This window comes from Carboxydocella sp. ULO1, assembly GCF_002049255.1.
GTDB lineage: Bacteria > Bacillota.
Genome location: NZ_BDLQ01000101.1, coordinates 73,257 through 96,414 on the forward strand (window position 1 = coordinate 73,257; position 23,158 = coordinate 96,414).

Sequence of the window (23,158 nt, forward strand, 5' to 3'; positions counted from 1 at the left end):
CATAAGTTATTGAGGATTCCAAGAATGTTAATTTTATAATTTGCCTGCTTTTAGATTTATATATTAAAAATCTTTTTTAAAAGTTTTGATTTGCCTCTACTTGCAGGGATTTCTGTACTATCTTTGTCCTTCATAATCAGCGTGTAGCAACCGTGGAAACTAGGACGGATTTCTTTTACGTAATTAATATTGACAATATAACATCGGTGAGGGCGAAAAAACATAGCCGGATTCAATCTTTGCTCAAGTTCTTTAATGGTAAATCGTGTTATTAAATCTTCACCTTGTTTAACTCTTAAATAGACAAACTCTTTTTCAGAGTAAAAGAAAATTATATCTTCTACCTTAACAGGATAGATAGTTCCTCTTAATTTCCCTGTAACTATTTGGAAATAATTTGATTTCCCAGAAGGAAATCCTTCCTTGCTGAACTCTGTAAATAATCGATTTATAACCTCCTCAACTTTGGATTTTTCAATAGGTTTTAAAAGATAGTCAAAAGCTTTAACTTTAATAGCTTCGATAGCATGATCTTCATAGGCCGTAACAAAAATAATTTTGGGGGCGCTATCCATGTTTTGCAATATATGAACTAGTTCAATGCCACTCATATCTGGCATTCTTATGTCTAAAAAGACGGCATCATAATTTAGAGCGGTAATCAGTTGATAAGCCTCATTGGCATTACTGGCTTCGCCAACTATGGAAATATTGTTAAACATGCTCAAATGATATCGTAACTCCTTGCGGGCGGGGTACTCATCATCAACGATTAGTACTCGTAACTTTTTCATTTTAAATCTTCCTTTCAAATCATACTAATTCTTCTAAATATTCCTCTGTACCCATTGGCATAATATGAACTCCATCAGAAATACTTTTTAATTCATTAATGGTGTCTTGTGCAATTCTTAATCCCTCTTTTATAGGATTTTTAGATTTTTCAAGAACATCAATGAATTTCTCCGGAACCTTAATTCCGGGAATGTTTTTGTTCATATACCTGGCCATAGCAGCTGATTTTAAAGGAATAATACCTACCAAAAACCGTATGTTAAATCTTTTAGCATCTTCAATAAAATCAGCAACTTCCCGAACAGAATATACCGCCTGTGTTTGTACAAACCTGATACCAGCGGCCACTTTCCTCTCTAATTTCCACATTTGGGCTTCTCTGCACTGAAGTGAGGGATTTACTACACCACCATAGATTAAATTAGGTTTTCCGGTCAAAACCTTGCCGTTTAAAGTATAGCCATTGTTAAGTTGAGCAGCGGTAGCCATGAGCTGTACTGAGTCCAGGTCAAACACAGATTTAGACTTGGGGTCTTCACCGATTAATGTATGATCACCTGTCATAAAAAGGAAATATTCTACCCCTAAAGCCGCTGCTCCCAAAATCTCAGATTGTAAGGCCATCCGGTTTCTGTCTCTACAGGTCAGTTGACATATGGGAGTAATGCCTTCCTTTAGTAATATGGCACATACAGCCACTGGAGAAATCTTAATACTTGCCCTTTGATTATCGGTGATATTAATTGCATCAACTTTCCCCCAAATTTTTTTAGCCGTTGTGAGTAATTTTGAACAATCTATCCCTCTCGGAGGACATAATTCAACGGTTGTTATGAATTGCCCTGATAATAATTTTCTTCTAAAATCCATTAGTCCTCACCACCGAATAGTCTTTAATCTGATTCAGGATCTGCGTTATCGATATCCTTCTATTTTGAACTTTGGGAATAACCATGCACCATACACAGTCTTTAACTCCATCAATTTCACATTTGCCATTTTGAGCCCCTCCACAAGGGCCATTAATTAATCCTTTAGCACAGTGCATGATAGGACAAGTCCCTGCCATCGGAATCATACAATTTCGACATTTTACACATACTCCGCGCATCATTGACACCACCTAAAGGTATTTTAATTAATACCATCGTTCCACGATGTTCCTGGCTTTTGATTTTCAACCGGTATTTTGGTCCATACAAACTTATTAATCGTTGGTCAATATTGCTTAAAGCCAAACCGTTATTAGTATCTTGAGTAGGAATCAGTATTTTAGCTTGCCGGTCTCTAGGAATTCCTTTACCGTTGTCACGAACCAGCACATATAAAGTTTTATTCTTTTCTTTACAAGTTATTGTAACTTCTCCACCATTGGTAAGGGGTGAAACTCCATGTAAGATGGCATTTTCAACCAAGGGCTGAATAATTAGTCCAGGTATTAAAAGATTTAATAGATGCGACTCCACATTAAAGGCAACTTTAAGTCTATCACCAAATCTAGCTTGTTCTAACGTTATATAAGTTTTGATATATTCAATTTCCTCGCTGAGGGTGATAAAATCTTGGTCACTTTTTAATGTTTTGCGGAAGAACTTTGAGAACTCAATTAGCAACTCCCGAGCCTTATCCGGGTCATTTCTACTACAATAGATAATCGTGTTGATAACGTTAAACAGAAAATGAGGTCTAATCTGAGCCTGCAGGGCTTCTAGCTTGGCTTTCGCCGCCAATTGTTTTTGATGTTCTTTTTCCGCAAGTTCAATCTGAATACTAAGGATCTGGCCGATACCTTTGGCTAAGTTCAATAGATAATCATCAATGCGAGTCCTATTAACCTGGTATAATTTCAGGGTACCAACAACCTTGCTGTCACAAAAAAGAGGTACAATTACCGCTGCTTTAAGGGGACAGGAACAATCTTTAATTGAACAATTAAATTCACCGTTATTTATTACCATCACCTTACCTGCATTAATGGCTTCCTTGGTTACGTTAGTAATAATACTTTTCCCTAAACGATGATGATTGCAGCCTGCTCCGGCAAATCCTATAATTTGCTGGGTATCAGTAATCGCTACAGCATCTACCGGAATAATTCTTTTAATAATTTCAACAACCTTTTGAGCTGTTTCCGGAGTCAGGCCTTGCCTTAAATAGTGTAACGTTTCATAGGCTAAATAAATTTCAGGTTTGTATAAAGAATAACTCGGAGCTGTAGCTTCCCTGTTTTTTTTCCACTGAAGCTTTCCCAGCCAAACCCCTGCTAAGAAACCAAATATTGCAAGACTAATAGCCGATAGCATCTCTAAGCACATCCTCAATAAATTCTATTGGGTCAATTTCCTTCACTCCATGAACTTCCCTGACCACCATAAACTTTTGACAATTGTTATCACAAACACTTTTATGTTTTTCTAAACATTCTATAGAGTCAAAAATATAAACATTGATACCAATTTCAGACGCCATTTGTACCAGCCCATCTATTCTGGCATCTCCAACGCTACCACCTACAATAGCTAATGAAGGTTTAAAATTCCAAACTTCATAAAGATATTCCAGATCTTCTTTTAATGTCAATAGTTTTCTTCCCATTTTGCATCTACTCCTTATGAATTTTTCAAAATTATTTTCGCCTAATAAAAACCATAATTTTGAAGAAACATCCAACTTAAAACCCTTTTTCAGCATAAATCGAATTAGCAATATAATTGATTTGATTAAATATTTTTGTTGGTCATAACTTGCTATAACTTTTTTAGGATAATAATCATATAGAAAGTTTTTTAAGTATTTGTAGTTTAGCTTCCATATTGGAACCCCTACCTCACAGGCAAGATAGTCAATAAGTAATAGACAATGTTCTAAATGATAGGCTCTGATTGTTTTGTTTTTGATAATACGGCCAAGCCAGGCATCAAATGGTTTATAAACCATTTTTTCGGCCATATCCATTAAAACAACAGCATAATCAACATTCTGGGGAAGCCAATGTACGATTATAAGTTGATCATTGTCAGATTCTTTTGCCATTACCGTTGCATGTACCATTTTTGTTACCTCCCTCAATAACTGATCTATATAATTCTTGGTAAAAGTATAATTCAATACAAAAAATCATGCATTAAAATCACCGTCAAATGGCAAAATTAATTAAATAATTATCACAAGATACCGTTGAAATGCATAAATAATCACTATATTGCTAGGACTAGCATAAAAACAAAAAAAGGTGACTCTTAAGCGTCACCTTCAGAAAATAAAGTCAAATGTAACTTTTGCGATTTTGCCTTTCTGGAATTCATCTAGAATAACTGCCGCAGTCCTTTGCGTTTCTACCTTTCCGCCGGCCAGCAAAAAGCCACGTTTACGGCCAATTGCCAGTAATATCTCATAAGGATCATAACTCAGTTCAGTTAGTTTATAACGTTCTTTTAATGCTTCCGGTTTATGGACGAGAAACCATTGGATTATCCATAAGACAACATCCTCTATTGGCAGGATTTCTTCTTTAATCGCACCTGTCGCTGCTAGCTTAATACCAACTTCGGGATCAGCAAATTTAGGCCAGAGTAGGCCCGGGGTATCCAGTAGTTCAATATCCTTATGTATTCTGATCCATTGTTGTCCTCTGGTCACTCCTGGCCTATCACCTGTTTTTGCTATAGTTTTACCGACCAGTTTATTGATAAAAGAGGACTTGCCTACATTTGGTATACCAACCACCATCACTCTGATCGGGCGATGGCGATAGCCTTTGGCTTTTAATGCTTCTAATTTTTCAGCAGCCAGGTCTTTTAAAGCCGGTACTATTTCGTTATAACCCTCTTTGTTCATTGTATTTATAGCAATTGCCCGCTGTTTTTTTTCTCTCGATTTATTTAGATATTCCAACCATCTTCTTGTTTGTACATCATCAGCTAAATCTTTTTTGTTAAGAAGCATAAGTCGAGGTTTTGTACCAAATAGAATATCGAAATCCGGGTTGCGACTGCTTGACGGGATCCTGGCATCTACTAATTCAATTATGACATCAATTATTTTTAAGGTTTCTTTTAATAAATTTTTAGCCTTGGCCATATGGCCCGGATACCAGTGGATAGTCATGCTTCCTCATCCTATTCTTAATCGTGGTAATCGTCGATTATACCGATTCTGCTCAGGGGCCAGTAGATGACCATCGCCTTGCCGACTATATTATCTTGGGGTAAAAAGCCCCAGAATCTGCTGTCATCCGAGTGGTTCCGATTATCGCCCATCATAAAATAGTGGTCATCTGGCACTTTTACCGGCCCAAAATCCTGAAAACGTAATCCCGGTGGCAAATATGGTTCTTTAATTTGTTTACCGTTTATATATAGATTACTATCCTTAATCTCAACAATATCCCCTGGTAAACCGATTACGCGCTTAATAAAATCCCGCTTTGGATCAAGTGGAAACTTAAATACCATTATATCTCCGCGCTGGGGCTTGGTAAACCGGTAAATGAATTTATTAACAATGATTCGGTCTCCAGGTTTCAGGGTTGGTTCCATAGACCCGGAAGGTATATAAAAAGGCTGTACGACAAAAAAGCGTATAATAGCCGCAAGAACGACTGCAATTGCCAGTGCCTCTAGTAGCTCCCAGAGCCCTTCCTTTTTTTCAGTATTTTCTACCAACCTTTTCCGCCCCTTTCTGTGCAAAAAGGGACCGGCTACCCAGTCCCTTTTTGTAACACTATTTCAGCTCTTTAATCCGAGCAGCCTTACCGCTCAATTTCCGCAGGTAGTACAACTTAGCGCGGCGAACCTTACCACGCCGGACAACTTCAATTTTTTCCAGGTTAGGAGAGTGAACAGGGAAAATTCTTTCCACACCAACCCCGGAAGCTACCCGTCTTACAGTAAAGGTCTCGCGCAGTCCAGCTCCTTGACGTCTGATCACAACCCCTTCAAAAAGCTGGATTCTTTCCCGGTTACCTTCCTTAACTTTTACATAGCACTTAACTGTATCACCAGGGCGGAAGTCGGGAATATCTTTACGCAGTTGTTCTTTTTCCAGCATAGTCAACAAATCCATTTTTGCTAACCTCCCTCCTGCCTAGACGCTCATATCCCCTGGTCAGGACAGCGGAACGCCCGTACTACCACAAGGCACATTATAACACATGCAACATGATTTGACAAGCACTATTTTCCCCACCAGGGCTCTCCCAGAAGTCTATCTAAAATAATCGATACCGCACTTCTGACACAAAGGTGATTATATTCTCTTCCACCATAAATGGGCTCTAGAATATAATCAGCCCCTTCCATTACTTCTTTGATTATGCCATATCCGGTGCCAAATAATAAGAGATAAGGTTTTTCACCCTTATGGATCTCTTCTCGCAATTTTATATAAGAGATAGTGTTAGGATAGACTCGAGCATCGGTAGTTATGGTTACCGGTTTTTGACCAGTCTTTTTCTCTATATCCTGGATTACATCTTCGAGAGTATCGATCAGTTGTAATCTCTGAAATGCCTCTTGACGGTCAGGATTGTAAACTGCTCCGTAACCACTGCGCCAGTACTCCAGCATATGATTGATTAACTCCTGCTGAGCTGGAACCGGATGCACAATATAGTATGTCTCCACGTTATAGGTCCGCGCACTTCTAGCAATATCGTGAACATCAAGATTAGTGATACTGGTTGTAACCACTTCCATGTGTTTGTTATAAATTGGATAGTGTAGCAACGCGATAAAAACTCTTGGCTTCGCCATGCCAATCCTCCTAGTCTTTAATTTGCCGGGGATCAACAGTGATTTCTTCTTCCATTAGTTTGTAGTCCTCTTCTTTTAATGTTACCGCTTCCAATAAATCAGGTCGCCAGGCTAAGGTCCGTTTCAATGCCTGTTGCCGGCGCCAGCGGGCAATTTTACCGTGATCGCCTGACAAAAGTATATCAGGTACTTTTAAACCCCGGTATTCACGAGGACGAGTATACTGGGGATATTCCAGCAACCCCTGGGAAAACGTCTCATCAGCTGCTGACATTTCTTCCCCTAAAACCCCCGGAATCAGCCGTGCAACCGCATCGACAATAACCATAGCAGCTAATTCGCCACCGGTTAAAATAAAATCACCAATGGAAATCTGATCTGTTACCAGTCCTTCTCTGACTCGTTCATCAATACCTTCATAATGGCCACAAATAAAAACCAGATGTTCTTTTAGCGCAAGTTCGCGGGCTATATTCTGGGAAAATTTTCTCCCTTGTGGGCTTAAAAGTATAATATTCTCTGGTACCCGACCATCTCTCTCTGCGATAAAATCCACTGCCCGGAAAATTGGTTCCGGTTTCATGACCATACCGGCTCCACCGCCATAAGGATAATCGTCAACAATTCTGTGTTTATCGGTTGTAAAATCGCGGATGTTTATGGTATTTATTTCTAACAAACCCTTTTCAAGCGCCCTTTTTATAATGGAATGGGCAAAAGGTCCCCAGAACATATCGGGAAATAAGGTCAGTATGTCAAATTTCATCTTCATCCACCAATCCCGGCATCAAGTAGACCGTCATTGTTTTAGTAACAGTATCAACTGAGAGTATGACATCTTTTATAGCTGGTAGCAAAATGTCTTTTCCGCCATCTGCAGGCTTGACTACATATACATCATTTGCCCCTGTAGAAAAGACATCAACCAGCGTACCAATTTTTTCCCCTGTATCAGTAATAACCGTCATTCCCAGCAAATCATGGATATACCAGGTATCAGGAGGTAGTTCTTTCAATTGGTCCCTGGTAATGACAATATAAGCATCTTTTAGCCGTTCAGCTGCGTTCATATCAACGATCTCTCGAAATTTAACTATAATAAATTGTTTATGCGGACGGGCAGAGTCAATATGGAATGCCCGGGTTTTTCCATTTTGTTGTACTAAAACCTCTTCCATTTCATAAAACCGTTCCGGAAAATCCGTCATAGGAATCACGCGAACTTCACCACGATGTCCTTGGGTATTGACTATTTTCCCAATGGCAATAAATTCATTATTCATTGGAGTCCCTCCGCCATTCATGCTGTCTAATGGCTATCACCTGATCATCTTCCAGTACAACTTCTACCCCATAAAGGGAGCTAAAAGATTGGCCAACTTGCAGAGTGGCCAGAGATTCAACTGTACCTTGATAGATTTCTTCACCTACGGTCCAATTGCTAATCTCTTTAAGTTTTTGAATGAGGTTTTGTTTCTGATCCAGTAATTTTTGTTTTTCCAATTCATATCTTTTTTGCTGCTGAGGGTTCCTTTTGACCAGAAAATCCAGCTGCTGCAATTCCAAATCCAACCTATTAAGATTTTCTCTTACTTCCGAAGCCATTCGCTGGCGAAAGTCCTCGGTTACTTTGACTTTCAGCACTACCGGCCGGCGGATCAAAATTTCATTCAGGTACTGCAAATCAATCCCTCCTGATGTTGAACAAGGGGCCCACGGGCCCCCTGCTCTACAGGATATCCAAGTTTACCTTTTTGCCTTCCCTGGTAGCAGCTGCTTTAACAACAGTCCGCAATGCCTTAGCAATTCGGCCTTGCTTACCGATAATTTTCCCCATATCATCAGGGGCTACACTAAGGCTGATGTTGATTTCATCACCATCTTCCTTGAGAAGCACAGTAACCTGATCGGGCTGTTCTACCAGGGCCTTGGCCAGGGTTTCCACCAGTTCTTTCATGGTGGCACCTCCTATTTCTGAACACCAGCCTTTTTAAACAAGGACTTAACAGTATCGGTGGGTTGAGCCCCTTTGTTCAACCAGGCATTAGCTTTTTCTACATCAATCTTGATTTGTGCCGGTTGGGTAGTCGGGTTATAATAACCCAGCTCATCGATAAAACGGCCATCCCGGGGAGAACGGGAATCAGCCACGATTACCCGATAAAAGGGATTTTTCTTGGAACCCATCCGCTTTAAGCGAATTTTTACAGCCACTAGTCTCACCTCCTTGTCAGAATATCGATTTCTCTATTTAAAGAACGGCAATTTAATACCGCCTTTTTTCTTCATTTTCTTCTCCAGCTGAGCGAATTGTTTCATCATCGCTTTCGCCTGTTTAAATTGCTCCAAAAGTTTATTTACATCTTGTACACGAGTGCCTGAACCTCTGGCAATACGCTTCTTACGACTGGAGTCAATAATTTCCGGTTTTGCTCTTTCCTGAGGGGTCATGGATAGGATGATGGCTTCTACACGAGCCATTTCTTTGGGATTAATCTGCTTTTGTAATTCTTTCAGCTCTTTACCTCCAATGCCAGGCAGCATGCTTAGAATATTCTCCAGCGGCCCCAGTTTTTTCATCTGCTGCATCTGGTTCAGGAAATCTTCCAGGGTGAATTCTGCTTTTCGCATCTTTTCCTGCAGTTTTTCCGCTTCCGCCTGGTCAAAAGCAGCCTGTGCCTTTTCGATTAGAGACAGCACATCTCCCATACCCAGGATCCGTGATGCCAGTCGATCCGGGTAAAAAGGTTCCAGAGCATCCAGTTTTTCGCCCATGCCAGCAAATTTTATTGGTTTACCGGTAACAGCCCGAACTGAAAGAGCTGCTCCCCCTTTGGCATCACCATCCAATTTGGTCATAATAACACCATCGATACCCAGCTGGGCATTAAAGGTCTCAGCCACTTCTACAGCTGTCTGACCGGTCATCGCATCAACAACCAGCAATATCTCATGGGGTTTGATAGCGGCTTTGATATCCTGAAGCTCCTGCATCAATTCCTCGTTAATATGCAATCTTCCCGCCGTATCGATTATCACCATATCTCGACCATGAGATGCCGCATATTCAAGGGCCCCTTTTGCTATATTGACTGCGCCAACTGAGGTCCCCATAGCGAACACAGGTATTTGTAGTTGCTCTCCTAAAACCTGCAACTGTTTAACAGCAGCAGGTCGATAAATATCAGCAGCAACCAGCAGGGGCTTTTTGCCTTGTTTACGCAATAAATTGGCCAGCTTGCCAGCACTTGTGGTTTTCCCTGCCCCCTGTAAACCAACCAGCATGATAACTGTAGGGGGCTTGGGAGCAGTAGTTAACCGGCTTTGTGTACCACCTAGAAGTTCTATCAGTTCTTCATGGACTATTTTAATCACTTGCTGAGCCGGTGTTAAACTGGCTAAAACTTCTTGTCCAACAGCGCGTTCCTTTACTTTTTTTATAAAATCTTTAACTACTTTATAACTTACGTCTGCTTCTAAAAGTGCCACCCGGATTTCGCGCATCACTTCAGAAACATCTTCTTCAGTAACCTTGCCTTTACCGCGCAGCCGCTTAAATGCTGCCTGCAAACGTTCACTGAGATTTTCAAAAATAGCCATGGTTTTACACCTGCCTTTAAAAAAACGCCAGTAATTTTTTCACCAATGTGCGAGCCTCATCGATTTGACCAGCAGCCAGTTGTTGATCAATTTTTTCAACCATTGTTTTTACTTGATTATATCTGGCAACCAAACCCAGCTTCTGTTCCAGTTCTTCCAATTGTTTGAGGGAGCGTTTTAAAAGATCATGTACACCCTGCCGGGAAACAGCCAATTGTTCTGCGATTTCCGTTAGTGTTAAATCCTCATCATAGTATAACTCCATGACCAGTTTTTGTTTGTCCGTCAGAAAGTCACTATAAAAGGACAAAAGCAGACTGATATAGTCCCTTTGTTCAAACGGTATCACCATTAGGCTCCCCACCTTTGTTCCTTACTAATTCTACACAAAAAAGATCAGGGTGTCAAGCAATTTTACTTGACACCCTCTTTTTTATAAGATTCTCCAGTTTTTGATGTGCAGGGTTGAAAATAGTCCCCATGATTGCCTTTCAATTATAACTGGCTTCCTTGGCAGCTCCTGATGGTAATAAATTTCAATGTTATTACTGACAAAACACAAATAGTCTTCTTGTTTCCCTATCGGAGCACCTAGCCTGATACCCGGTTCGAAACGGAACTCCCCACAACAGGAGTGAACAGAATTGGGGGCTTCAATAGTAATGGCCTTTACTCCCTTTCTGTTTAGATATTTTACTACCTCAGGTTCTAGTGTTACCATTACGGCTGCCCCCCTTGCAGAATAAAGTTATTGCAGTAATGATGATCTTTCACCGGTTTTGATGATCTGGAACCAGCGCCGGAAGGAATCCAGCAAAATAACAGCAGCCAGTGAAATCATCAAGATACTTAGCCCGGTATTCAAATACATCCCTTTCGGTAGATAGACGTTGATCATTGTAGTTAGTCCAGCAGTAATTGTTGTAATGGCCAGGAAGACCATCGGCACGAAAGTAATCAAAGCGTATGATATTTTTCCGCTTTTCTTAAGAATGATGGTAGTGCCGATTGCCAGAGCCAGAGTTGCTAATAACTGGTTGGAAACCCCGAAGATTGGCCAGATGGTCTTAATTTCACCACCGTAAATCAAGTATCCCCAGGCAAAGGAAACGATAGCACTGGTGATGATGACGTTCCAGGGGGCATTGGGGTTTTTGACTCTGGCAAAATCTTGCAAAATATAACGGGCTACCCTGGTACCGGCATCAATGGTTGTTAAAATAAAGAGTGCTTCGAACATGATGGCGAACTGATACCAGTAAGCCATCAGATGTTTTAATCCAGGTATGCTGGAGAAAATATAGGCCATACCTACAGCCAGTGATACAGCACCGCCGGGCCGACCCGCCACTTCTTCGCCAACCAATCTGGATAGCTCCGGCAGGTTAACAATTTGCATCCCCAGTTTGGCAAAAACTTCAGGTTTGGTGTTGATGGCAAAATAATCGCCAGGCAGAAGAACTGTGGCAGCAATTAAAGCCATTACACCAACAAAAGCTTCAACCAGCATACTGCCAAAACCGACCAGTTGAATGTCCTTTTCGTTATTAATCATTTTAGGAGTAGTACCTGAGGAAATCAGAGCATGAAAACCCGAAATAGCTCCACAGGCGATGGTGATGAAAACAAAAGGCCAAACCTTACCGGGAATGATCGGACCGCCTCCAGCAACGAACTTGGTGGTTGCCGGCATATGAATTTCCGGATTGACAATAATGATCCCCAGCGCCAGGGCCAAGATGGTGCCGATCTTAAGGTAAGAGCTTAAATAATCCCGGGGGGCCAGCAACAGCCAAACTGGAAGCGCAGCTGCCAGGAACCCATATGTTGGCAGCAAGATCTTTAAAGCGTTCTCAGAAAAGATAAACCAGCTGGCGAAACCAGAATTTTTAATATAGGGACCAGTTATTACCGCCAGCATGATCAAAGCCGTACCGATCAGGGAAGCCTCACCAATTTTTCCAGGACGCCATTTATGCATATATAAACCAATGAAAATTGCAATGGGAATTGTCATGCCTACGGTATATACCCCCCAGGCATTCTGGAACAGGGCATTTACTACAACAATCCCCAATCCGGCCATCGCAATAAGGATAATCAACAAAATGGCAATCCCGGTTGCAAAGCCAGTAACTGGTCCTACTTCAGCGCGAGCAATGTCTGACAGGGATTTTCCATCATGACGAACAGAGGCGAATAAGATTACCATGTCGTGAACCGCCCCTGCCAGCACAGCACCGATCAGAATCCAGAGGAAACCGGGCAAATAGCCAAATTGTGCTGCCAGCACCGGGCCAACCAGTGGTCCAGCCCCGGCAATCGCCGCAAAATGATGGCCAAAGACAACCCATTTATTGGTGGGAACATAGTCTTTACCATCATTAAAGCGATGGGCGGGCGTGGTGCGTTCACCGTCAAAGGCCAGAACTTTGGCAGCAATGAAAGCACCATAAAACCGATACGCTAAAATTAAAACCAGAGCTGCCGTCAAAACAAGAGTTAGTGCGTGCATATCAGTACACCTCCTGCAAAAAGACTTATAATTGCATTTTCAGTGTACTGCCATACCGCCTTTTCGACAGCATTTTCGACATAAAATGTCCTAAAATCGACACGAAATGGTCTAAACAAGCCCTAGTTTTTCTCTAAATTCATTGACGTAGGATCGGCTGACAGGAATTACTTCTGCCTCTTTATCTCTAAAGATCAGATTGTAAGTACCTTTAAACCAGGGGACGATTTCCACGATAGCTTCCAGATTAACTATATAACTGCGATGAACCTTTAGAAAACTATCCTGGTTGAGTTTCTGGGCAATTTCATATAGTGAGAAATTCGTTGGAAAATCGTGGCCCTCAACCCTGACAACGGCATTCCTGCCCTCTGCTTTGATATAGAGAATATCTTCCTGGTTAATCAACAAAATCCTTCCATCTTTTATTGCAGGGATTTTTGTCTTTTTCCCTTTTTGTAGATGTTCTATTGTTTCTTTTAAAATTTGATAATGCTCATTAACGGCTTTGATATTTTTCCATTCCTGGATAGTTTTTTGTAATCTTATTTTATTCACCGGTTTCAGCAAATAATCCAGGGCATGAAGTTCAAAAGCCTCGATCGCATACTGGTCATATGCTGTAACAAAAATTACTCTGGTCCGGGGTACTAGCCTTGCCAGAAATTTTGCTACTTCAAGTCCGGACATGTCATGTAACTGAATATCCAAAAAAACCAGTTCTGGCTCCAGTTGTTGTGCCAGTTCAAGGGCTTCCTGTCCACTATCAGCTTCCCCTGCTACTTCAATTTCGGGATAATCTTTTAGCAGGAATTTTAACTCTTGTCTAGCTGGCAGTTCATCATCGACTATTAGTACCCTGATTTTCATTTTTGTACTCCTTCCGGTATAACAAACTCCACCCTGGTTCCATAAGTCTGACCTGGCAATGGACTAATTATCTTTAACCCCGCTTCCGGGCCAAACCAGCTACGCAGACGGGCATCCACATTTTTCAGCCCCATTCCACTCCCATCTGATTCTTTTTTTGTTTGATTGAACCCTACGCCATCATCTTCTATCCAGACCAGTGCCTGGTTCCGCTCTTGTTTAATACCTATTTGCAAATTGCCAAAACCCCGTTTGGGCAACAATCCATGACGCAGGGCATTTTCAACTAATGGTTGTAGAGTTAACGGGGGAATCTTTACCGGTCTCAATTCAGGATCAATCTGCCAGGTTATAGCAATGCGATGGCCAAAACGGGCCTCCTCAATCGCTAAATAGGCTTTTACGTGTTCGATTTCCTCTCTGATATCCACCAGTCGTTTGTTATCCTGAAGATTTTTGCGAAAATAGTCGCCTAACTGCGCCAATAGACCTCTCGCTTTTTCTGGATCGGTACGACAAAATAACATAATAGTATTAAGGGCATTAAATAAAAAATGAGGGTTAATCTGGGCCTGTAACGCTCTTATTTCAGCATCAGCCAGTAATTGAGAACGCCGTTCCAGTTCCGCCAGCTCCAGCTGGGTGGAAAAAAGGTGGGCTAGACCATTGGCAAATTCTATTTCCACTTCTGTTACAGGTTTGTTGGTACGATGGTAGATTTTCAAAGTACCTACTACCTGTTGATTTTGCCTTAATGGAACTATTACCGCTGTATTTAAAGGACAGGTCGGATGGGAACAGTCGATTTCCTGCCTGCTACCAGCAATTTTGGTTTGACCAGTTTCAATTACTATCCGGGTTGCCTCTGTCTGGATAGGCTGACCTGGTAGATGATGGTCACTGCCGGCACCTACATGTGCCAGAATGTTTTCCCGGTCAGTTATCGCTACCGCTGCTGAACCGGTTTCTCTTAAAATTATCTGAGCAACTTCCCCGGCAGATTGGATAGTCAGTCCATGGCGTAAAATAGGCAAAGTATAATTAGCAATCTTCAGGGCCAGTTGTGCCATAAAGGCAGCTATTCGTTCCTGTTCCTGAAAACTCTGGCGGACTATCATAATAAAAATAGCAATCCCAGCAGCGTTGACAATAGTCATTGGTGCTGCTATTACTTTCACCAGATCAAGAGCTGAAACAAAAGGACGGGCTAAAGCAAGAATGATCAGCATCTGTAAAGATTCAGCAATGAAGCCGGTAACAAAACCTACTCGCCAGTCCATCGCTTGTTTGGGCCAGTATTTATTGACCAGGCCTCCTAACAGTCCCTCTATTGTAGTGGAAACAGCACAGGCAAAACCCGTAAATCCTCCCAGAGACCAGCGGTGAATTCCTCCGATAAGGCCAGTTATAGCTCCTACTGCTGGTCCCCCTAGCAAACCGGCCACTATGGCTCCTACTGCGCGGGAGTTGGCGATGGCACCTTTGACTGGAATACCATAATAAGTGCCCAGAATGGTGATTATCCCAAAAATAATCACCATCCCCCCTTTTTCTCGCCAGGTCAAATCCTGGCGTAACAATCTCCGAAACAAGGGGGTACGTGAAAAAAGGTAAGCTATCGTTACTACTACTGTTAACCTCTCAAACAGGGTTAGCAATAAGCTCATAATATCAGCTCCCTACAACTTGCCAGCTTTTCTTAAAAATACACAAAGGGTATGTAAAATTTGAGCTTCCAGGCTACTTTCCTTTAATATTAATTGTCTTCCCGACATTAGAGTCGGTACATTCGTTTTGGGATCTGAAAGATACATAGCCAGTAACCCCGTAATCACCAGCTCATGAAAACTATTATACTGGAGCTTGTTAATTGAATCTTTAGCATTTTTATAAAACAGAATCAAGCGTTTTTCCCTTTCCGCATCAGTCGCATAATAAAAATGAAAATTCAGATCTCCCTCATTTTTGTCTTCCTCCTGGTCAATATAGTAATCTAAAAGTATATGTAAACCCGTAATCCAGGGAAAATAATAACTCGCTTCTTGTGGCTCCAAGCCTGCTACCAGAGCAAACACTCCCAGGGTAGAACCTGTAGCAGCCGCAAATTCCATGGGATATAGATTCCAGTAACTCTTTCCAGCTTCTCTAGCCCATGTCTCTAATTTTTTTTCCCGCACTGACCAATCCAGGTGTTTATAGATCTGAAGTTCACTGTATAAGGTAACCCACTCTGCTGCTAGGTGAGCTTTGTATTCATCCCAGCCCAAACTCTTTAATGCCTTTTGACAGGTCGTAACCAGCTGGTTTAAATAACCGCCATCATTCTTTACAGGATAATTCAGATAATAATCACGGCTGGCTGCTGCCGGCCTAATTGCATCCAGCATGGCATAATGCAACTGCCGAAAAGCTTGCTCTTCAATTACCTGGGCCCGATCACAGAGATTATCCAGATAATCACTGATTGTCTGAAAGGCAACTATAAAATCAAGCACTTCCTGCTGCCTGGCCCCTGGATAAAGGGCAAAAACTGCCCCTCCAATACAGTGGAACTTTTTATGTTCAATGCTTGCTAGAGCTTGAGTTTTTAATAAATTTTCGGGCATTCTTTCCGCTAGCTCTTTCCAGTTAGCAAGCCTTTGTTCTACCTGAGGCATAACTTCCACGATATACCTGTACAGCCATTTTGTCCATTGAACCGCTTTTTTCATGAGCTACCTCCTGTCAATGAATCACTATGATTATATCACTCCTTTTATAAAACGGCAAAAGCCTGCCCCAACGGGACAGGCTACTTTTCCCTATTTTTCGCTGGCAGCCCGGGCCAGTAGTTCCTTCGTCCGGGCTTCTGCTCTCTCAATAACTTCCTTTTCATCAACAAAAAGAAGTTTGCGTTCGGTCATGATGACTCGACCGTTAACAATCACCGTATCTACATCTGCTGCAGTAGCCGAATAGACCAGATTGGCTATCAGGTCATGGCGCGGGTATAAATGGGGCTTCTCCAGATCGATTAAGATGATATCAGCCAGGTATCCTGGTTGCAACTGCCCCAGATTATCGTAGCCAAGGGCCTGAGCCCCTTTAACCGTAGCCATCTCCAGAGCTGTGTAAGCAGGCAACACCGTAGGGTTCATGGTAAAAACTTTATGTAGTAGAGCTGCGCTTCTCATTTCCTGCATTAGATCCAGGTTATTGTTAGAGGAAGGCCCATCTGTTCCCAGACCAACCACAGCCCCTAACTCCAGGAGGCGGGGAACCGGGGCCACTCCAGAAGCAAGCTTCATGTTGCTCTCCGGATTATGCGCAATTCCAACTTTATGGTTGGCCAGTATTTCCATCTCTTCATCAGTTAAATGGACACAGTGCGCGGCCAGAACCTGCCGTCCCTTAAAGAGACCAATCTGGTCCATCAATTTAACAGGAGTGGTGCCGTATTTTTCTTTAATTTCTCCCACTTCGGCTTTAGTTTCTGCCAGGTGAATATGGATACCTACTTTTAGATCATCAGCCAGTTTCATTACCCGTTCCAGATACTCGGGTGGGCAGGTATAAGGTGCATGGGGTCCAAGCATAACCTTGACCATGCCATCTGCCTTGCAATGCCAGCATTCTACCAGCTCTACTGATTCATTAATGGCCCGCTCTGCATTCGGTCCAAAGCCTATCATGCCCCGGGCCAAATTAGCTCTGATTCCTACTACCTGAGCAGCTTCAGCCACTCTGCCCATTTCAAAATACATATCGGCAAAGAGGGTAGTCCCACTCTTAACCATTTCAGCACAGGCCAGCAATGAACCCCAGTATACATCTTCACTATTTAGATGGGCCTCGATTGGCCAGATTTTTTTCTGTAGCCATTCCATTAATGGTAAATCATCAGCATAACTCCTCAGCAGCGTCATTGCAGCATGGTTGTGACAGTTAACCAGACCCGGCATAACGACCTTGCCTCTGGCATCTATTACTGTATCGGGTTGAAATTCAGCGGGCACGTTACCGACATACTTGATTTCCTTGCCTTCAATGGCCAGATCAGCATTGTACAAAATCTGATCCGGCCCAGTCATTGGCAAAATAGCAGTTGCGTTTTTAATTAATAAACTGCCCATAAAGCACCCTCCTTTTCTACCACTGGGCCAGCTGCTTCGTTTTAGCTTCCGGATTCTCCCTTTCTTTTAATAAGCGAGTGTAATAAGCTATCTTACAGCTGTGTTCCAGACTGGCAGTTAATTGATAGGCTTCTTCCAGCAATTGGCCAATAGCAAAACTGCCATGGCCGCGAACCATCACAATCTTGTATTCCTTCAATAAGTCAGGGAGTTTTTGTTCAACTTCCTGTGAGCCCACCGTATGTTCCACACTCAATACTGGTATTTTATGCAACAAATAGGCTCCTTCTGAGTCCACAGGTATAATCTCATCTTCCAAAAGTGACAGGGTTGTTGCAAACACCGGATGGGCATGGACAATAGCCAGGGCCGCTGTATTGCGGTAAATGGCCCGGTGGACCCGAATTTCTGTTGACGCCAGGGTAATATGGCAATCATTTTTCTCCAGCCCAGTTTCAATTAGGTCCCGCTCTGTTAAATGTCCCAGCATTGCTCCGCGACGGGTAATAATTATCCGGTCTCCCTGCCTGATACTTAAGTTTCCACTATGGGAATTGTTCAATCCCGATTGAAAAAGGTCCCGGCCTACCAACTGGAACATATTAAGCACTATGGTCTTCCTCCAGTCCTAACTGTCTTAATTTGGTGGGAGTGGGCACTCCTTGCTTGTCCCAGCCCCGATAATGGTAATATTCCCTTACCATGGTTTCCAACTGTACCACCATACCGGCAGCAGGTCCCGATTGAACTGGTTCTTTTAAAAGTCTTGGGGGAAGAGTATCATCAGCTGCGCTAAAGCCGGCTTTAAGATTAAATAGCCTTTCCAGGTTCCAGATGCGTTCCCCGATGATATGCAAATCCTGAGGCTGATAATTGATACCTGTCACTGCAGTCAGCAAGCGGGCAAAGTATTCTTCTGAAACCGCCAGTCCAATAAAGCGGCAGAGTACCAGGGTGTCCATAGCGGCATTGATGTTCTGGAAATTAATTGTTAACCCCGCCTTCCCTGCCGGGCTATAAGGATCTACCAGTTTCGGTACCCCCAGCACTTCCGGTCCTACCATATAGGCTCGTAAATGACAGGCACCGCGGTTGGATGTAGCCAGCGCCAGTCCCATTCCCTGGGTGCCCCTGGGATCATAGGCCGGCAGCTCCAGGCCTTTTACTTGCATAGCCAGTTCGGGAGCTCCATATTTTTCTGCCAGTCTTTTGCTGCCTTCCGCCAGGTCATTTCCAATTGACCGTCGATAAGCGATAAATTCAATCAGTTCCAGTATTTTCTCCCGGGAACCAAAAGCCAGATCCTCGGTCAGATGTCCTTTTTCTGCCAGTTCCATTGCACAGCCAATGGTGCTACCTGTAGAGATAGTGTCCAAACCCAGCAAATTACAGAGATAATTTGCCCGGGTTATGAGCTCCAGGTCAGCTATCCCACACTGAGCGCCAAAAGACCAGATGGTCTCATACTCCGGTCCTTCCCCTGATTGTTCACCTACTTTAGTAACCCGGGAACACTGGATAGGACAGGCATAACAGCCACTTCTCTTAATAGTCAGGGTTTCTGCTAGCCGTTCTCCCGAAATATCTTCCGCCCTTTCGAACTGTGACTGCTGAAAATTACGAGTGGGTAAAATGCCCAGTTCATTAAAAAGATTGACCAGCACTGCAGTGCCAAATTCCGGGAGTCCCTGGGAAGTAATAGGATTAGCCTTTAGCCATTTATTAGTTTCATAAACCACAAAATCCAGGCGCTCAGGATCTGCTACAGGAACCTTCTTCTCTCCATCAACTACTATGGCTTTGAGATTTTTGGCTCCCATAACTGCTCCCACACCACCGCGCCCCAAAGCCCGGCTATAGTCGTTAATGATAGCTGCATATTTTACCAGGTTTTCTCCAGCAGGGCCAATACAGGCTACACTTACCTGACTGCCTTCCTTTTGTTTTAGCAATTCAGTAGTTTCCCTGGTATCTCTTCCCCAGAGCTCAGCAGCAGCTTTTATTTGAATCTGGTCATTCTTGATTACTATATATACCGGCTCTGCTGCCTTCCCTTTGATATACAGGGCATCGAAGCCACAGCGTTTGAACTTAACCCCCCAGACCCCACCAGCATTGGAATCAAAAATGGTTCCAGTCAATGGCGACTTAGTGGATAGACTAAATCTACCGGAAGTTGGTACTTTCGTTCCGGTCAGGGGCCCAACGGTAAAAATTAAAGGGTTCTGGGGACTTAAGGGATCCAAACCGGGATCCGTTTCCCGGTAAAGGAGATAAGTTCCCAGTCCCCTGCCCCCGATATATTGCCGGTAAATTGTTTCAGCAATTGTGTCTACCTTTACTTCATAATTGTCTAGATCGATACGAATAATTTTGCCCATCCAGCCAAACATAAATGTGCTCCTTCCAGTGTTTACTCACCATGTTGCCAGCCATAAAGATAGGCTTCCTGTTCCGGTGTCAATTTATCTATGGTAATTCCGAGAGACTGCAGTTTTAATTCTGCTACTCTCCTATCAATCTCCGGACTAACCAGGTATACTTTTTTCTCCAGTTTGGTGCCATTTTCCACTAGATAACGGGCTGACAGAGCTTGCAAGGCAAAGGAAGTATCCATAATTTCGGCAGGATGGCCATCTCCCGCTGCCAGATTAACCAGTCGTCCTTCTGCTAGTAGATATAACTTCCGACCATCTGCCAGCGTAAATTCTTCAATATCTTTGCGTACTACCCGTTTGCTTATTGCCAGTTCATTCAACTCCGGTTTATTGATTTCCACATCAAAGTGTCCGGCATTGGCCAGCAGTACCCCGTTTTTCATTTTTTCATAATGCCAGCGCCGGATTACATCCTTGCAACCGGTAACTGTAATAAACACATCTCCTAAAGCCGCTGCCTCATCCATGGTCATTACCTGGAACCCATCCATATGGGCTTCAATGGCTTTGATGGGGTCAACCTCACAAATAATAATTTTGGCCCCCAGGCCTTTAGCTCGCATCGCTACCCCTTTCCCACACCAGCCATAACCAATAACGACCACTGTCTTACCTGCAACTATCAGATTAGTAGTTCGCATAATCCCTGTCCAGACTGACTCCCCGGTCCCATAACGATTGTCAAACAAATATTTACTATAGGCGTCATTAACAGCGATCATAGGAAAGGGCAGGCGGTTTTCCTTTTCCAGGGCCCGCAGGCGCAAGACACCGGTAGTAGTTTCTTCACAACCACCGATAATGGAGCTAGCCAATTCCGGCCTTTCTGTGTGAATTAAATGCATTAAATCGCCACCATCATCTATAATAATATCCGGCCGGGTGTCCAGTACCATCAATAAATGCTGTTTGTATTCCTCAGGAGTAGCATTATACCAGGAGAATACCTGTAAACCTTGTGCCGCCAGTGCTGCTGCTACATCATCCTGAGTGGAGAGGGGATTAGAGCCTGTGATGCTAACATTTGCGCCCCCGGCTTGCAAAACCAGAGCCAGGTAAGCAGTTTTGGCTTCTAAATGCATGGAAATGGCAACTCTTTTTCCATTAAAAGGTTTATCCCGTTCAAATTCCTTACGGATTTCATTTAATACCGGCATGTGTTCTTTAACCCAGGCAATTTTTTTTGCGCCATTTTCCGCCAGGTTGATATCTCTGACTAGATAATTCATTTTGCTCCCTCCCCATATGTTTTTTGCAAATTGACTTTATAGGGCTTTCTGATAATTCCTTTTTCGGTAATAATGGCATCAATCAAATAATTGGGAGTAATATCAAAGGCTGGATTAAAGACTTTTACCCCTTCGGGAGCAATCCGCTGGCCGCATATATGAGTTATTTCCCGGGGATCCCTTTCTTCGATAGGTATATCGTCTCCGGAAGCCAAAGTCAAGTCCACTGTGGAATATGGTGCCGCCACATAAAATGGAATCTTATTTTCTTTGGCTAAAACAGCTAAGCCATAAGTACCAATCTTATTGGCCACATCGCCATTGGCAGTAATGCGGTCTGCACCAACTATGACCAGATCAACCATTCCCCGCCGCATCAGATAACCGGCCATATTATCGGTAATTAAGGTAACCGGAATCCCATCCTGCATAAGTTCAAAGGCAGTTAAGCGAGCCCCCTGCAGCAAAGGTCTGGTTTCATCAGCATAAACCTGTACCTGTTTGCCAGCAGCATGGGCAGCTCTGATTACCCCCAGGGCAGTACCAAACCCTGCTGTTGCCAGGGCCCCTGCATTACAGTGGGTAAGAATACGGGCTCCGGAGGGAATCAGCTGTTGTCCATATTCACCCATACGGCGATTCAACTCCAGATCTTCCTGGTGTATAGCTTTAGCCTCCTCCAGAAGAATGTCGGCTATTTCTGCAGGCTGCAAGTGGGATACCTCTAGCAGTTTCTTCTCCATACGATCTAAGGCCCAGAACAGGTTAACAGCTGTAGGCCTGGTGCTGGCCAGGACCTGTTTCACCTCTTGCATTTCCGCCAGAAATTGCTCTCTGGGCAGGTTTTGATGTTCCCGGGCCCCCATGGCATAGCCAAAGGCAGCCGCCGCTCCTATAGCCGGCGCACCGCGCACTTGCATAGATTTAATGGCATTGGCTACCGCCAGATAGTCCGAGGATTGTACATATTCGATGGTTAATGGAAGCCTGGTTTGATCCAGTATCTCCAATATCCCTTCTCGCCAGCGTAAGCTCTCCACAACAATTGCCTCCTTTACAAACTGCCCAGATCCGAAATAGCCCGGCCACAGCTACAATTCCGTTCCTGGGGTAGATTATCCATAACCTCCAGTAATAGGGTTTGCAACTTGCTTGCATTCTGGGCCATCGTTTCCAGTACTTCCGTATGAGTTAAAGGAGTGGGCGATATTCCAGCTGCAAAGTTAGTCACCATGGCAATTGTAGCATAGCAAATTTCCGCTTCTCGCGCCAAAACCACTTCCGGAACGGAAGTCATGCCAACCAGATCTCCACCTAAGCTACGGTACATGCGTATTTCCGCCGGGGTTTCAAAGCGAGGCCCTTCAGTACAAACATACACCCCGCCTTTGGCTATTTCGATGCCTTTTCTGCTTGCAGCCTGAGCGATGATTTCTCGCAAGTGGGGACAATAGGGTTCAGTCATATCAATATGAATAACCCCTTTTTCGCCCCCGGTAAAAAAGGTGGATTCCCGCTGTTTGGTAAAATCCAGGAATTGATCTACCAGGACAAAAGCACCGGGAGGGAATTCCTGTTTCAGGGAACCCACTGCAGCTGTTGCAAAAATCCTCTGAACTCCCAGATCCTTTAAAGCCTTAATATTTGCCCGGTAATTTACCAGATGGGGGGGCACAGAATGTCCAGCCCCATGGCGATTCAGGAATGCTATTTCCTTGCCTTTGTAAAGTCCTATTTTTACACTGGTAGTGCCATATTCATTTTCCAGCAACTCATCTCGTAAATCGCTAAACAGGCGGGGATCATAAACTCCCGTTCCCCCAATTATCGCTACTTCAATCGCCAT

General features: G+C 43.3%; 27 protein-coding genes. All 27 read right to left on the reverse strand.

The window, feature by feature from the left end:
* Positions 1–56 precede the first annotated feature (56 nt).
* Entirely contained in the window at positions 57–794 is a 738-nt protein-coding gene (locus ULO1_RS11645; RefSeq protein WP_079906816.1) for a LytTR family DNA-binding domain-containing protein, read from the reverse strand.
* Positions 795–813: 19 nt separating this feature from the next.
* Entirely contained in the window at positions 814–1,665 is an 852-nt protein-coding gene (locus tag ULO1_RS11650) for a methylenetetrahydrofolate reductase (protein ID WP_079933642.1), read from the reverse strand.
* On the reverse strand, positions 1,655–1,909 hold the full coding sequence (locus ULO1_RS15455) for a methylenetetrahydrofolate reductase C-terminal domain-containing protein (RefSeq protein ID WP_078664343.1): 255 nt from the start codon (positions 1,907–1,909) through the stop codon (positions 1,655–1,657). The genes ULO1_RS11650 and ULO1_RS15455 overlap by 11 nt, the downstream gene beginning before the upstream one ends.
* Positions 1,830–3,098, reverse strand: a complete 1,269-nt coding sequence (locus tag ULO1_RS11660) for a histidine kinase (protein ID WP_159446575.1) — start codon at positions 3,096–3,098, stop codon at positions 1,830–1,832. The genes ULO1_RS15455 and ULO1_RS11660 overlap by 80 nt, the downstream gene beginning before the upstream one ends.
* Positions 3,082–3,846, reverse strand: a complete 765-nt coding sequence (locus ULO1_RS11665) for a hypothetical protein (RefSeq protein WP_079933643.1) — start codon at positions 3,844–3,846, stop codon at positions 3,082–3,084. Before ULO1_RS11665 ends, ULO1_RS11660 begins: the two co-directional genes overlap by 17 nt.
* Before the next feature lie 201 nt (positions 3,847–4,047).
* Positions 4,048–4,902, reverse strand: a complete 855-nt coding sequence (gene ylqF, locus ULO1_RS11670; RefSeq protein WP_079933644.1) for a ribosome biogenesis GTPase YlqF — start codon at positions 4,900–4,902, stop codon at positions 4,048–4,050.
* A 17-nt stretch (positions 4,903–4,919) separates the two neighbouring features.
* A complete protein-coding gene (gene lepB / locus ULO1_RS11675) occupies positions 4,920–5,459 on the reverse strand; it encodes a signal peptidase I (protein ID WP_242947952.1) in 540 nt (179 codons plus the stop codon).
* A 58-nt stretch (positions 5,460–5,517) separates the two neighbouring features.
* The gene (rplS, locus tag ULO1_RS11680; RefSeq protein WP_079907534.1) at positions 5,518–5,859 is read right to left on the reverse strand and encodes a 50S ribosomal protein L19; all 342 of its coding nucleotides are present in this window, start codon (positions 5,857–5,859) and stop codon (positions 5,518–5,520) included.
* 110 nt (positions 5,860–5,969) lie between these two features.
* A complete protein-coding gene (locus ULO1_RS11685) occupies positions 5,970–6,548 on the reverse strand; it encodes an RNA methyltransferase (RefSeq protein ID WP_079933645.1) in 579 nt (192 codons plus the stop codon).
* Positions 6,549–6,558: 10 nt separating this feature from the next.
* A complete protein-coding gene (gene trmD / locus ULO1_RS11690; protein ID WP_078665523.1) occupies positions 6,559–7,314 on the reverse strand; it encodes a tRNA (guanosine(37)-N1)-methyltransferase TrmD in 756 nt (251 codons plus the stop codon).
* Positions 7,304–7,831 (reverse strand): ribosome maturation factor RimM, encoded by a 528-nt coding sequence (rimM, locus tag ULO1_RS11695; protein WP_078665522.1) that lies wholly within the window; start codon positions 7,829–7,831, stop codon positions 7,304–7,306. Before rimM ends, trmD begins: the two co-directional genes overlap by 11 nt.
* A complete protein-coding gene (locus ULO1_RS11700; protein WP_159446618.1) occupies positions 7,824–8,231 on the reverse strand; it encodes a YlqD family protein in 408 nt (135 codons plus the stop codon). Before ULO1_RS11700 ends, rimM begins: the two co-directional genes overlap by 8 nt.
* Positions 8,232–8,277: 46 nt before the next feature.
* On the reverse strand, positions 8,278–8,505 hold the full coding sequence (locus tag ULO1_RS11705) for a KH domain-containing protein (RefSeq protein WP_078665520.1): 228 nt from the start codon (positions 8,503–8,505) through the stop codon (positions 8,278–8,280).
* 11 nt (positions 8,506–8,516) lie between these two features.
* Positions 8,517–8,762: a 30S ribosomal protein S16 gene (rpsP, locus tag ULO1_RS11710; protein WP_078665519.1), complete on the reverse strand. Its 246-nt coding sequence runs from the start codon at positions 8,760–8,762 to the stop codon at positions 8,517–8,519.
* 33 nt (positions 8,763–8,795) lie between these two features.
* Positions 8,796–10,148, reverse strand: a complete 1,353-nt coding sequence (gene ffh / locus ULO1_RS11715) for a signal recognition particle protein (RefSeq protein ID WP_200805672.1) — start codon at positions 10,146–10,148, stop codon at positions 8,796–8,798.
* A gap of 16 nt (positions 10,149–10,164) precedes the next feature.
* Entirely contained in the window at positions 10,165–10,500 is a 336-nt protein-coding gene (gene ylxM, locus ULO1_RS11720) for a YlxM family DNA-binding protein (protein WP_078665518.1), read from the reverse strand.
* A gap of 81 nt (positions 10,501–10,581) precedes the next feature.
* Entirely contained in the window at positions 10,582–10,869 is a 288-nt protein-coding gene (locus ULO1_RS11725; RefSeq protein WP_079933646.1) for a hypothetical protein, read from the reverse strand.
* Between the two features lie 27 nt (positions 10,870–10,896).
* Positions 10,897–12,663 (reverse strand): carbon starvation protein A, encoded by a 1,767-nt coding sequence (locus ULO1_RS11730; protein WP_078665516.1) that lies wholly within the window; start codon positions 12,661–12,663, stop codon positions 10,897–10,899.
* 111 nt (positions 12,664–12,774) lie between these two features.
* Complete coding sequence (locus ULO1_RS11735) at positions 12,775–13,533, reverse strand: LytTR family DNA-binding domain-containing protein (protein ID WP_079933647.1); 759 nt, start codon at positions 13,531–13,533, stop codon at positions 12,775–12,777.
* The gene (locus ULO1_RS11740) at positions 13,530–15,200 is read right to left on the reverse strand and encodes a sensor histidine kinase (RefSeq protein WP_079933648.1); all 1,671 of its coding nucleotides are present in this window, start codon (positions 15,198–15,200) and stop codon (positions 13,530–13,532) included. The genes ULO1_RS11735 and ULO1_RS11740 overlap by 4 nt, the downstream gene beginning before the upstream one ends.
* 12 nt (positions 15,201–15,212) lie before the next feature.
* Positions 15,213–16,244 carry a tetraprenyl-beta-curcumene synthase family protein gene (locus ULO1_RS11745; protein ID WP_079907526.1) on the reverse strand — a complete coding sequence of 344 codons (1,032 nt, stop codon included), beginning with the start codon at positions 16,242–16,244 and terminating at the stop codon, positions 15,213–15,215.
* A 90-nt stretch (positions 16,245–16,334) separates the two neighbouring features.
* The gene (locus ULO1_RS11750) at positions 16,335–17,645 is read right to left on the reverse strand and encodes an amidohydrolase (protein WP_079933649.1); all 1,311 of its coding nucleotides are present in this window, start codon (positions 17,643–17,645) and stop codon (positions 16,335–16,337) included.
* Between the two features lie 16 nt (positions 17,646–17,661).
* Entirely contained in the window at positions 17,662–18,246 is a 585-nt protein-coding gene (locus ULO1_RS11755) for an aldolase (RefSeq protein WP_242946653.1), read from the reverse strand.
* Position 18,247: 1 nt separating this feature from the next.
* On the reverse strand, positions 18,248–20,038 hold the full coding sequence (locus ULO1_RS11760) for an aldehyde ferredoxin oxidoreductase family protein (protein WP_079907522.1): 1,791 nt from the start codon (positions 20,036–20,038) through the stop codon (positions 18,248–18,250).
* A gap of 20 nt (positions 20,039–20,058) precedes the next feature.
* Positions 20,059–21,312, reverse strand: coding sequence for an adenosylhomocysteinase (locus tag ULO1_RS11765; protein WP_078665509.1), 1,254 nt, complete (start codon positions 21,310–21,312; stop codon positions 20,059–20,061).
* Complete coding sequence (mtnA, locus tag ULO1_RS11770) at positions 21,309–22,352, reverse strand: S-methyl-5-thioribose-1-phosphate isomerase (RefSeq protein ID WP_079933650.1); 1,044 nt, start codon at positions 22,350–22,352, stop codon at positions 21,309–21,311. Before mtnA ends, ULO1_RS11765 begins: the two co-directional genes overlap by 4 nt.
* Before the next feature lie 14 nt (positions 22,353–22,366).
* Positions 22,367–23,158 (reverse strand): S-methyl-5'-thioadenosine phosphorylase, encoded by a 792-nt coding sequence (gene mtnP / locus ULO1_RS11775; protein WP_078665507.1) that lies wholly within the window; start codon positions 23,156–23,158, stop codon positions 22,367–22,369.

Excerpts from the sequence above, each read along its gene's own strand:
- ULO1_RS11665 (WP_079933643.1), bottom strand. The coding sequence starts at position 3,846 with ATGGTACATGCAACGGTAATGGCAAAAGAATCTGACAATGATCAACTT.
- trmD (WP_078665523.1), bottom strand. The coding sequence starts at position 7,314 with ATGAAATTTGACATACTGACCTTATTTCCCGATATGTTCTGGGGACCT.
- rimM (WP_078665522.1), bottom strand. The coding sequence starts at position 7,831 with ATGAATAATGAATTTATTGCCATTGGGAAAATAGTCAATACCCAAGGA.
- ULO1_RS11750 (WP_079933649.1), bottom strand. The coding sequence starts at position 17,645 with ATGGGCAGTTTATTAATTAAAAACGCAACTGCTATTTTGCCAATGACT.
- ULO1_RS11740 (WP_079933648.1), bottom strand. The coding sequence starts at position 15,200 with ATGAGCTTATTGCTAACCCTGTTTGAGAGGTTAACAGTAGTAGTAACG.
- ULO1_RS11685 (WP_079933645.1), bottom strand. The coding sequence starts at position 6,548 with ATGGCGAAGCCAAGAGTTTTTATCGCGTTGCTACACTATCCAATTTAT.
- ULO1_RS11765 (WP_078665509.1), bottom strand. The coding sequence starts at position 21,312 with ATGAATTATCTAGTCAGAGATATCAACCTGGCGGAAAATGGCGCAAAA.
- ULO1_RS11755 (WP_242946653.1), bottom strand. The coding sequence starts at position 18,246 with ATGTTCCAGTTGGTAGGCCGGGACCTTTTTCAATCGGGATTGAACAAT.
- ylxM (WP_078665518.1), bottom strand. The coding sequence starts at position 10,500 with ATGGTGATACCGTTTGAACAAAGGGACTATATCAGTCTGCTTTTGTCC.
- ULO1_RS11645 (WP_079906816.1), bottom strand. The coding sequence starts at position 794 with ATGAAAAAGTTACGAGTACTAATCGTTGATGATGAGTACCCCGCCCGC.
- rplS (WP_079907534.1), bottom strand. The coding sequence starts at position 5,859 with ATGGATTTGTTGACTATGCTGGAAAAAGAACAACTGCGTAAAGATATT.
- ULO1_RS11760 (WP_079907522.1), bottom strand. The coding sequence starts at position 20,038 with ATGTTTGGCTGGATGGGCAAAATTATTCGTATCGATCTAGACAATTAT.
- ULO1_RS11745 (WP_079907526.1), bottom strand. The coding sequence starts at position 16,244 with ATGAAAAAAGCGGTTCAATGGACAAAATGGCTGTACAGGTATATCGTG.
- ULO1_RS11735 (WP_079933647.1), bottom strand. The coding sequence starts at position 13,533 with ATGAAAATCAGGGTACTAATAGTCGATGATGAACTGCCAGCTAGACAA.
- ULO1_RS11660 (WP_159446575.1), bottom strand. The coding sequence starts at position 3,098 with ATGCTATCGGCTATTAGTCTTGCAATATTTGGTTTCTTAGCAGGGGTT.
- ULO1_RS11650 (WP_079933642.1), bottom strand. The coding sequence starts at position 1,665 with ATGGATTTTAGAAGAAAATTATTATCAGGGCAATTCATAACAACCGTT.
- ffh (WP_200805672.1), bottom strand. The coding sequence starts at position 10,148 with ATGGCTATTTTTGAAAATCTCAGTGAACGTTTGCAGGCAGCATTTAAG.
- ULO1_RS11730 (WP_078665516.1), bottom strand. The coding sequence starts at position 12,663 with ATGCACGCACTAACTCTTGTTTTGACGGCAGCTCTGGTTTTAATTTTA.
- ULO1_RS15455 (WP_078664343.1), bottom strand. The coding sequence starts at position 1,909 with ATGATGCGCGGAGTATGTGTAAAATGTCGAAATTGTATGATTCCGATG.
- mtnP (WP_078665507.1), bottom strand. The coding sequence starts at position 23,158 with ATGGCGATTGAAGTAGCGATAATTGGGGGAACGGGAGTTTATGATCCC.
- ULO1_RS11705 (WP_078665520.1), bottom strand. The coding sequence starts at position 8,505 with ATGAAAGAACTGGTGGAAACCCTGGCCAAGGCCCTGGTAGAACAGCCC.
- ylqF (WP_079933644.1), bottom strand. The coding sequence starts at position 4,902 with ATGACTATCCACTGGTATCCGGGCCATATGGCCAAGGCTAAAAATTTA.
- ULO1_RS11725 (WP_079933646.1), bottom strand. The coding sequence starts at position 10,869 with ATGGTAACACTAGAACCTGAGGTAGTAAAATATCTAAACAGAAAGGGA.